Genomic DNA, 10,682 nt, shown 5'->3' with positions numbered 1-10,682 from the left:
GCTGCCATTGGAATTCCGATTGGTACTGCCCTAGGAACGGGTCTTGGAAATATGGCTTTTTTAGGATTAGGTTTCCCAATTGGATTGGCTGTTGGATTAGGAATAGGTACGGGAATGGACAAAAAAGCTTTTGAAGAAGGAAGACAACTTGATTTAGAGTTAAAATACTAAGCACATCGGTCGTTGTCGCTAATTGAAAGAAATGACTTGTAGCTCTTTTATAATACTGACTCTACTTTTATTAATTCTCTCGTGTACTGATAGGCGGCCAAAGAAAAGTGTACATGAGGCAATTCCAAAGAAAAAGGAGCATCTATTTTGGAGATATTAAACCCTACCACTTCATTGAAAAAGACAAAATACAAAAATGAAAGCTGCTATACGAAGAAAATATTGTTCGCAAGATCTTATAAAGGTTGAGGAAATTGAAAAACCTACTCCTGCAGACAATGAAGTATTAATAAAGATTTGCTATACAACGGTAAACAGAACAGATTGTGCCAACCTTACCGCAAAGCCCTTTATTATGAGATTTGTCTTAGGCTTATTTAAGCCAAGAAAAATTATTTTAGGGACTGATTTCGCAGGCATAGTAGCTTCAATCGGAAAAAATGTCAATTCATTAAGTATTGGTGATAGAGTATTTGGTTTTATGGATGAAGGTTCAGAATCCCAAGCTCAATATACAACAACAACTGAAGAAAATCTATTTCCCATTCCGGACCAGATAGATTTAAAACAAGCAGCTGCAAGTTTGGAAGGGGCTAATTATGCGTATACTTTCATTCACAAAGTAAAAATCCAATCAGGACAAAATATACTAATAAATGGAGCAACAGGGGGAATTGGATCTGCTCTCCTACAATTTGTGAGACAACATGATGTCAAAATAACGGCTACTTGTAGCGGTAAAAACATTAATTTGGTACAGTCTTTAGGTGCGGATAAAATTTATGATTACAACAAAGAAGATTTTACTGATGACCAGGATAAATATGACTTTATATTTGATGCCGTAGGTAAAAGCACATTTGGAAAATGTAAAAAACTTCTGAAAGAGAAGGGAGTGTATATTTCCTCAGAGTTAGGCCCCTATTCCCAAAATATTTTTTTTCTATTATTGACATCCATTACCAGGAAAAAAGTAATCTTTCCAATGCCTTATAGTAGGCAGAAAACAATACCTTATATAAGTACTCTTTTGAATAAGGGAAAATTTAAGCCGGTAATAGACCGGGAATACCCATTAGAAGAAATTTCTAAAGCTTATGAGTATGTTCTTGCAGGACAGAAAACAGGAAACGTTTTATTAAAGATAGAATAAAAACCAAAGGCTAATAATTAAGCAATCATGCAGTTGGTAAGAACCGGAATGAATGCCATATTGAATGAATCTGTAGTAGGTTATTGGCATTGGGCAATTCGCTAATTAGGTTGCCTTAAATTTTATTTATTTTTGATTTAAGCGAGGATGAAATTGTTATATTTACTTTTTTGGGACTAATAAGAAGAAACAAGGTATGCTGAAATACCATTTTTATCGAACGAGAATTCTTAACTACACGTATGAGTCCTGTAGGGATTAGAGATTTGGGAATTAACCAATTGATTTATGGTTTTGAACATTTTTCTAACCATTTTTTTGAAAGCACTCCCATAAAGTACCGGGCTCCCTCAATAGCAATGAAATCATGGTAACGGGGAGCTTTTAGAAGACTAAAATCAGATTTTTAACAGAAATGGAAAAAGTATATATTTTTAAATCAGAAAGATTAGGGTTTCGCAATTGGTCGAAAGATGATCTCACAACCTTTGCTGAAATGAACGCAGATCCTGAAGTAATGGAACATTTTCCAAAGGTTTTGACCAGAGGGGAAACAGAAGAATACATACAACGACTTCAAAAACATTTTGAGGAAAAAGGTTATAGTTATTTCGCTACCGAAATCTTAGCAACAGGGGAGCTAATAGGATTTATTGGATTGGCATACCAGGACTATAAGACTGATTTTAACCCTTCCACGGATATAGGTTGGCGTTTAAAAAAATCTGCTTGGGGAAAAGGGTACGCCACAGAAGGTGCCAAAAGGTGTTTAGCCTTTGCTTTTAATGATCTGAAATTGGACAGGGTGATCTCAACTTGTACTGTAAATAATGCCAAGTCTGAACATGTGATGAAGAAAATCGGCATGACAAAAATGGGAGAATTCAACCATCCCAAATTGAAGGATTATCCCGAATCTGAGAGATGTATGTGGTATGAGATAAAAAGGAAATAAAAACAGATTATTCTTTGTAAATGAATTACATACTTTTAAACAATATACGGGAAGTAAAACTAGATATGAAACAGATGGAGAGACCAAGGGATTAGAAGCACCTCGGAAATACCGGATACTGTAATGCGCAAGTTGACAATTCAGGTGAAGGTTACAGAAAGAACTCAATCGGAAAGCCGTAAAAAAGCCTCCCCTAGGGTTTTATTGTGGAGGAATTTACAGTTTTAATAAATTACGGTTTTTAGTAGAAGCCACTTTTTGAATTAACAAATGATACAACACTTTGTCATCAAAACTAGCATCATGATTTATTCCCATCTAAAAAAAAATACTTTAAATCTATTAGTGCTGTGTACCCTATTTTCTTGTGGTGGTAAACATCAAACAAATAAGGCAAAGGATGAGTTTTCAAAAATGGCTTTTACGGATTCCTTAGATATTAAATTGGAAAATTTGTTAAGTGAAGGAAATTTACCGGGTTTTGCTTTATCTATTTTTACTAAGGATAGGGTGTTTTATCAAAAAGGTTTTGGCTACGCAAATGTAGAAAGGCAAATTCCATTCAATTCCAACACAGTTCAAGGTATAGCTTCTATTAGTAAAACCCTAATTGCCGTAAGTGTAATGAAATTGGTGGAAGAGGGTAAACTATCTCTTGATGATAAAATAAATGATATCCTTCCTTTTGAAGTAACCAATCCAAATTTTTCTGAAGTTCCCATAACCATACGCCATTTAGCTACACATACTTCAAGTATAAATGATGCTCCTAATTATGATAGGGTGTATATTTTCAAAGAAAAATTAGATAAAAATAAATTTCAAGAAGGCTGGCATAAGCACCTAGAAATATATAACCAAAATAAAGAAATGACTATGCCTGAATTTTTGGGAAGTGTTTTCGCAAGGGATGGTAATTGGCGAACCGATGAAAATTTCTTAAATGAAAAGCCTGGAACCTATTATGAATACAGCAATATGGGGACTGCATTGTTGGCATATATCGTTGAAATTAAGACAGGGGAAGAATATAAAGATTACACCAAAAGATTGATACTGGACCCAATTGGGATGAATAGATCGGGTTGGTCTTTAAATGAAGTGGATACAATCAACCATATCGTTTATTACAATGAAGATTACAATCCTGTTCCTTCTTACCATGTTATTACCTATCCCGACGGGGGATTAAATAGTACTGTTTCTGATTTAACCAAATATCTACAGGAAATGATGAAAGGATATTATGGGGAAAGTAAGTTGTTAAGTGAGGCCTCCTTTAGAGAAATGATGAAAAATCAGACAAAAGACTTAGACATTGCTTCAGGAATTATATGGGATTTAAGTAACGATTGCTGTATAGGACATGGGGGAAATGATTTTGGGGTAACCACTATGATGTTTTTTGACCCTCAAAAAGGGATTGGAAAAATCCTTTTCTCAAATATCTCAATAGAGTATGAAAAGCAATCCAAGGAGTTTTACCAAATCTTTAATACCATGTTTCAGTACGACTCAGAAATTCTGAAAATGCAGCAGGTAGCAAAAGATGAAAATCATTAATACAGGATTTTATTTTTTTTTGGGTTTAAGGTTTAAATTAAACCACCCTTTTGATTCAAAAAAATCATTAATTGTCAGTGGGTGAATTCAAGCCATTAATTGCTGATAATCTTTCCAAGATCAATAAAACATTTATTCTCCCTAATTTTGAGTATAAAATCTGATTTTCAATTTATTACAGTTTTTGCTCTTATCATTTTAACTAATAATCGAAATCATATTTCTTTGCCAAAAGTAGTTTTGTCATACCTTTTAATTGTCTAAATTATAAGACTGTTGAGTGTTTCGTGGTAAATGGTATAATCGCTGGGCCAGATGGAGTAATTATTCGCTAAAGCCTTTGTTATTGTTTTCTTATTACCCATGTATCAACTTCTTTTGGTTGGAATTTATATAGATTAAAAATTTATGGAGGAAAAAATCTTGACCTTACATCCCGATGGTAAGAAAGGAGTTAACATTCTTAGGAGACGTTACGAGGTGATTAAGGATTTTATCTTAAAGGTTATTGAGGAACAACAGGAAATCAGTTTTGAAGACCTTACCGATTTGGCAGTTTCCAAACTAAAGGACTCATTTGATGGTAAAGTGATATGGTATATGGTTACCGTGAAACTTGATCTGGAAGCCCGGAAAGTAATTGAACGAATTCCAAAAACAAGTCCACATAAATTAAGAATGAAGATAAAGCATGATAATAAGTGAGCATAGCAGTGTGTAGTCTTAAATTTGACCTCCTTTTATATTTTAGCAACCCTATAAAGTCAGGCCAAAAAATTGTATTTTGATCGATTATTTCATACCATTTTTAGTTTCAATAAAAATAAAATAGCATATGAGAAAAATTATTTATTACGTAGCAACATCTTTGGATGGGTTTATATCAGGTCCAAATGATGATATAAGTGGGTTTTTACAACAAGGAAAGGGAGTAGAAAAATATCAGCAAGATTTGCTAGATTTTGATACGGTAATTATGGGAAGAAATACTTATGAATTTGGGTATAAATATGGACTGCCAGCAGGGCAGCCTGCCTATCCCCATATGGAGCATTTTATTTTTTCTGATTCCCTGGTATTTGAAAATGCACACGAAAAGGTGCATACGGAAATACTAGATATTAAGAGAATAGATGAGCTAAAAAATAGGTCGGGAAAAGATATCTATCTTTGCGGTGGGGGAAAATTTGCAGGATGGTTACTCGATAATGGAAAAATTGATGTTCTAAAATTAAAGGTAAATCCTATCATTTTAGGAAATGGTGTTAGGCTGTTTGGCCCCTCCAAAACAAAAGCTAGCCTTGATTTAAGTGAAACTGAAAACTTTGATGACGGCTTACAAATCCAAACATTTAATTTGAAATAAAAAAACGGAAGGGACACTCTCAATTTTATAAAAAAGGGGAGAGAAATAATAAATCCTTCCCATAATTTTGAGTTTTATTTTTCCCAACATTATGTCATATTCGTACTTTTATTTTTACTTTGATTTTTAATTTTGATTGGGAAAGTGTGCAAAATAAATGGTCACATAGAAAATAGGTGAAATTTGTCCATTTTCCTATTTCCACTTTTAAATTCAATTTCATAAAAATTGAAAGGCAGTTTCTCCTTATTCGACTTATTACTATTAATTGGTATTTCCCAGGGGCTAATTACTGGCATTTTATTGCTAGTAACAAAAAAGAATACAAGAAGCAACCGATTTCTAGGTCTTGCGCTGATAGGGTTTTGCTCTATAAGCATGAAAACCCTCTTTCTTACCTTAGGCCTTTGGAATATTCCTATTATAAGATATTTCCCAAATGGTGCAGAGGTGGTTTTGGGGCCTTTGCTTTATTTTTATGTCTACTCTTTAATTGATGTAAAATTTGAGTTTAAATGGAAATTTGTATGGCATTTCATTCCCTTTATCCTTTCGCAGAGCTATGCATTCTTCGTCTACTTTTCGGTTTTTGATATCCCAGATCTAGGGCAAAAGGATCTAATAGCTAATTCATTTTGGTTTAATGAAGTAAAAGACACAGAAGACCATTTAGCTTTAATTTCAATTGTGGTCTATGTAACATTAGGATATAAGAAGCTGAAAGTCTATAGAAAATGGTTAAATAATACAGTTTCTGATAATACTTTTCCCGATTTTAATTGGCTAAGAAACATATTTATCCTAATCTCAGTTTTAGGTGTTTTTTTACTCATCAATCTTTCCTTAGATTTTTTCTTTAATTTAAAGGAAACGTATTATTTCCATTGGGAAGCTTATCTTGTCTTTTTTGCTTTTATAATTTACTATTTAGGTTTTGTAGGATATAAACAGCCTCATTTTCAATTTGAAAAAGTTGAATCTCCCCCAACCCAACCAAAGGCTTCAAAGGTATCTAATGAAAGAAATGGAGAAATTGTAAAAGTCCTTGTAAAAGCATTGCAAGAGGATAGAATATTCCTTAATCCAACACTTAATCTTCAGCAAGTATCGAGATTATTAGGAATACCTCAACGAGACTTATCCTTGGTGATAAATCATTCCTTTAAAAAGAACTTCAGAGATCTTATTAATGATTACCGTATTGAAGAGGTGAAACTGAAATTAAATAATTCGGAATTTGATCACATGTCTATTTTAGGAATTGCATTAGAGTGTGGTTTTAATTCCGAAGCTAGCTTTTATAGGATCTTCAAAAAAAATACAGGTATGTCACCAAAGGAATATGCTCATAAACTAAAGGAAAGTTAAAAAGAACTGCCTTTTTTACTCTCAAAACGTGTTTTGAGAAGTTGATAGGTTTAAATTCCAGCTTATTTGCTGATAAATAATTAAAAGTTAAAAACTATGAACATCAGCAAAAAAGTAAGAACCGGAATAAAAGCAATTGTGATTCTGTTTGTGGCCACAATTGTTTTTGCTTTCATTCTACCCACAACTCGAAGACCAGCATTTGAAGGCACAGCTTTAGGAAAACATCAATCCTTGGAAGGCACTGGTTTTAACATTGATCAACTGGATGAACTCACAGCTTATATCAAGGACAATTCTGAAACCACAGGAATGGTGGTATTATATGATGGAAAAGTAATTTATGAATACGGAGACATCAAAGAGGTAAGTTACATTGCTTCTTGCAGAAAAAGTGTGCTGAGTATTTTATATGGGAAACATGTAGAAGATGGGACTATTGATTTACAACAGGATATTGGAAGTTTGGGGATTGATGAAGATGACGGCTTATTGCCTAAGGAAAAAGAAGCTACCATAAATGACATTATTACATCAAGGTCAGGAGTCTTTCATATACCAGCAAATGGGGGCTATGATAAAAAAAATATTAGAAGAAGAGGAAGTGTGGAGCCGGGAGAATATTTTGTTTATAACAATTGGGATTTTAATGTAGCCGGACACATACTTGAACAGCATGCAGGCGCATCCGTTTATGAGGAATTGGAAAATCAACTAGCTAAGCCGTTAGGATTCCAGGATTGGAACATCAAAAACCAAAAGAGAAAAGTGAGTAAACGGAAATCTCGATATTCTGCTTACCACATGTACCTTTCCACCAGAGATATGGCTAAAATAGGACAATTAATGTTGAATGAGGGGAAATGGAAAGGGAAGCAACTTATTCCAAAAGATTGGATACAAAAAACAGTCAGCACTGTTACTCCTACCGCAGTGGTAAATGAAAGATATGGTCGTAATGATTCAAGTGATATTCAATTTTCCTACGGTTATATGTGGTGGCTTTTTGATCATTTTAAAGGGAATCCTGATTTTGAAGGGGCTTATACTGCCAGTGGTTTTGGAGGACAATATATTACAGTGATTCCAAAACGAAAAATAGTGGTGGCTCATAAATCGAAACTAGGACTATTTACTTTATGGGGGCTTAAGCCTGGGGGAGTTGGTGACTGGCAATATCATAGGATTTTAGACAGGTTGGTGAATGCCAATGGGTAAAGAGTAAGGGTATTTGAAGTTAAAATTGTGGAACGTAAAACTTTTATTATCCCAGATCTTTTATGGCATGAAAGTCCTTTACTTTAACTATGTCCAATGTAAATATCAAAAAAAGCACAAGCCTATAGGTTTGTGCTTTTTCCTCTCCAATTTATCAAATTTTGGCCTTAACATAAGTCTAAGCTTGTTTTAAAAATTGTCCAAACCGTTAGAAAAAATTGACTTGCTTATGAAAAAAAGAAATAGGTAATAAAACTGTATTTATTAAGGTAAATTTGAGATATTTACCATGATACTATTATAAATGTAGTTTATGGAATATGCTAAACTGATTATAGGTATTGGGCTAATCGTGGTTTTCATTTGGATGCTATTTAAAAATCGCAAGATGTCAGGATTAGTAAATTCACTTATCAGGGTTGACACAACTTTTATAGTATTAATTGGTATTCTTTTAGTTATTACCACTGTTCGTTCATTATTCTTTTAGCAAGAAAGGAATTTTTTGGTGAAATGATGTAATTAGGTTGTTCTAGAACTATATGTGGGATATTTCAATTTTCAAAGGTTTCCCCTTTGAAGTTTACCAAACAGATATCTTATTCAGCTAATTAAACTTTATGGTTTTTAACCAAATACATGGTGTCCCTACTTATTTTTAAGGAATGTCCAACAACTATAAAAATAGAATGCTCTCAAAAAGAACATGATTTTAGATAATTTAGAATATATAAGTGTCCAAAATCAAGTGACGGAATTTCCAAGTCACTACCACGAAACCTTTTGTATTTCCCTTATTCATAATGGTATAGAAACCATTGATCTGGGATTTAAAAAAATGTACAGTGAAAAAGGGAGCATTACCATTACAAATCCTTACGAAATACACTCAAATCCTTTAATGAGTTCTGATTTACAACTTGAATTCGACACAATTTATATTTCGAAAGATTTGATGAAATATTTGCTTGGGGGAATAAACATCATTTTCATCAATAGAAAAATTAATAATAGGGAAGCCAATCAATTATTTTTACAATTAAAAAATGCCTTAGATCTTAAGGATATTCAAACTATTGAAAATCTATTAATCCAGTTTGTAAACATTTTAAAAGAATATTCAGAAGAAAAAGCTGGGGAGTATTCCGAATTAGGATTTAATAACCTAAATCACGTAAATAACTATATTGAAAGTCATATTGCTCATAAATTAAGTCTTGAGGAGTTATCTAATGTGGCCAATATTAATAAATATGGTTTTGCAAAAAAATTCAAAGCTTCAACAGGCATGACCCCCATGAATTATGTCCTAATGAAAAAAGTATTTTCAAGTAAAAAGCTGATTACTCCAAACACCGAATTAACGCAAATTGCTTACGATTATAATTTTTCGGATATGGCTCATTTTTCCAGAACTTTCAAGCGATATATTGGCATCTCTCCTAAGTCTTATCAAAAAAATATATCATCTGATTTATAATTGCCAAGATTCTTCAAGTGCCTTTTTTTTCATAATGCTACATTTGAGAAAATATAAAGCCTTATGAAAAAACTTATCTATCTTATTTTCCCATTTGTATTTAGTGCACATGCTATTTTTTCCCAGTCTATAGACGATTCTTTTTCCAGAAAGAAAATGCGAAAGGATTTGGAGGTTTTTAAAAAAATTAGAATTAAAGCTAATTCTGGCCTTTATAAATACCGGTCAAAGGCGCAGATAGATAGTATTTATCACTGGGCGGAAAAGGAAATTGAAAGTTCTAATACCTACCGGGATTTTTGTAATATTATTTACCAGTTGACTGATTTTGAGGGTAGTACCCATAATTGGACTTCATTTTCTTCAAAAATGTGGGAATCCCTGAAGGAAGAAGAAAAAGGTTATTTTCCTTTTCCAATTAAATTAATTAATGGCAAGGTAATTTTGAATTTTGAAACTAATAAAATCCCATTGGGAGCTGAATTAATATCCATTAATAATCAAGAGATAGAGGAGGTAATTCCTAATCTTTACAAGTATTACACAACAGATGGTTTAAATATCACGGGGAAATCAATAGGGGTAAATTACAACTTTAGTGGATATTATCGATTGCATTATGGTCTCATGGATGCCTTTAAAATATCTTATAAAACCCAGGACTCAAATGAGGTTTTCCAAACCACTTTAGAAAGTGTTAGTTCTGCCAATTACTACAAAAATGTAGAAAATAGGTATTCTAAACCTTTTGATGAGCCCCATTATAAAGATTGGGAAGAAAATGAAATTTATACCTATAAAAATGTTGATCATTCCACAGGTATACTTACCATAAACACATTTGGTATTGGCAATGAAACCACCCCTGAACATAAGAGGTTTGCTAATTTTTTAGATAGTATTTTCGTGAATATCAATAAAGAGAAAATCGAAAATCTAATTGTAGATGTGCGGTATAACGGTGGGGGTACAGATCCCAATGATTTGGTTACTTATTCCTATTTAACTCAAAGAAATTTCTCTGAAAATAAACAGGCTTGGATAAGTTTTGAGAAGATCCCTTACTTGAAATACTTGGAGAGCAATGTTCCTTCTTTTTTAAGGCCCTTGGGGGTAGGAAAGTATAATCGTCTAATTCAAAAAGAATTTCCAACCGAAAAAGATAGTGGCTTTTTTCAAAATTCCACAAGTTCAGATCACAAGGTATGGACTCCAAACAAAAATGCGTTTAAAGGAAAAATCTATTTGTTAATAAGCCCTAGAGTTGCTTCAGCAGGAAGTTTGTTTGCTGCCATGGTGGCTGGTAATCAAAATACGGTAGTGATAGGAGAAGAAACCATGGGAGGTTATTATGGGCATAATGGGCACACTTCCATGACTTATATTTTGCCCAAATCTAAAATAAAAA

At 33.1% G+C, this 10,682-nt stretch carries 9 protein-coding genes; all 9 read left to right on the top strand.

The features are described from left to right. Positions 1-367 precede the first annotated feature (367 nt). The gene (locus tag E1171_RS16200) at positions 368-1,324 is read left to right on the top strand and encodes an NAD(P)-dependent alcohol dehydrogenase (protein ID WP_155207096.1); all 957 of its coding nucleotides are present in this window, start codon (positions 368-370) and stop codon (positions 1,322-1,324) included. 415 nt (positions 1,325-1,739) lie between these two features. After that, the gene (locus E1171_RS16195; RefSeq protein WP_155207095.1) at positions 1,740-2,279 is read left to right on the top strand and encodes a GNAT family N-acetyltransferase; all 540 of its coding nucleotides are present in this window, start codon (positions 1,740-1,742) and stop codon (positions 2,277-2,279) included. Positions 2,280-2,582: 303 nt separating this feature from the next. After that, complete coding sequence (locus E1171_RS16190) at positions 2,583-3,842, top strand: serine hydrolase domain-containing protein (protein WP_187696500.1); 1,260 nt, start codon at positions 2,583-2,585, stop codon at positions 3,840-3,842. 408 nt (positions 3,843-4,250) lie between these two features. Then, the gene (locus tag E1171_RS16185; protein WP_155207093.1) at positions 4,251-4,547 is read left to right on the top strand and encodes a DUF6958 family protein; all 297 of its coding nucleotides are present in this window, start codon (positions 4,251-4,253) and stop codon (positions 4,545-4,547) included. 130 nt (positions 4,548-4,677) lie between these two features. Then, positions 4,678-5,208, top strand: a complete 531-nt coding sequence (locus E1171_RS16180; RefSeq protein ID WP_155207092.1) for a dihydrofolate reductase family protein — start codon at positions 4,678-4,680, stop codon at positions 5,206-5,208. A 378-nt stretch (positions 5,209-5,586) separates the two neighbouring features. Beyond that, positions 5,587-6,576 carry a helix-turn-helix domain-containing protein gene (locus tag E1171_RS16175; RefSeq protein ID WP_155207091.1) on the top strand — a complete coding sequence of 330 codons (990 nt, stop codon included), beginning with the start codon at positions 5,587-5,589 and terminating at the stop codon, positions 6,574-6,576. 96 nt (positions 6,577-6,672) lie between these two features. Then, positions 6,673-7,794 (top strand): serine hydrolase domain-containing protein, encoded by a 1,122-nt coding sequence (locus E1171_RS16170; protein WP_155207090.1) that lies wholly within the window; start codon positions 6,673-6,675, stop codon positions 7,792-7,794. 706 nt (positions 7,795-8,500) lie between these two features. Further along, a complete protein-coding gene (locus tag E1171_RS16165) occupies positions 8,501-9,274 on the top strand; it encodes an AraC family transcriptional regulator (protein WP_155207089.1) in 774 nt (257 codons plus the stop codon). Between the two features lie 63 nt (positions 9,275-9,337). Next, a partial coding sequence (locus E1171_RS16160; protein WP_155207088.1) for a S41 family peptidase occupies positions 9,338-10,682 on the top strand: 1,345 nt, incomplete at its 3' end.

The organism is Xanthovirga aplysinae, assembly GCF_009711365.1.
Classification (GTDB): Bacteria; Bacteroidota; Bacteroidia; order Cytophagales; family Cyclobacteriaceae; genus Xanthovirga; species Xanthovirga aplysinae.
The sequence above is the reverse complement of the archived record's forward strand: the minus strand, read 5'-3'. Positions and strand labels throughout refer to the sequence as shown.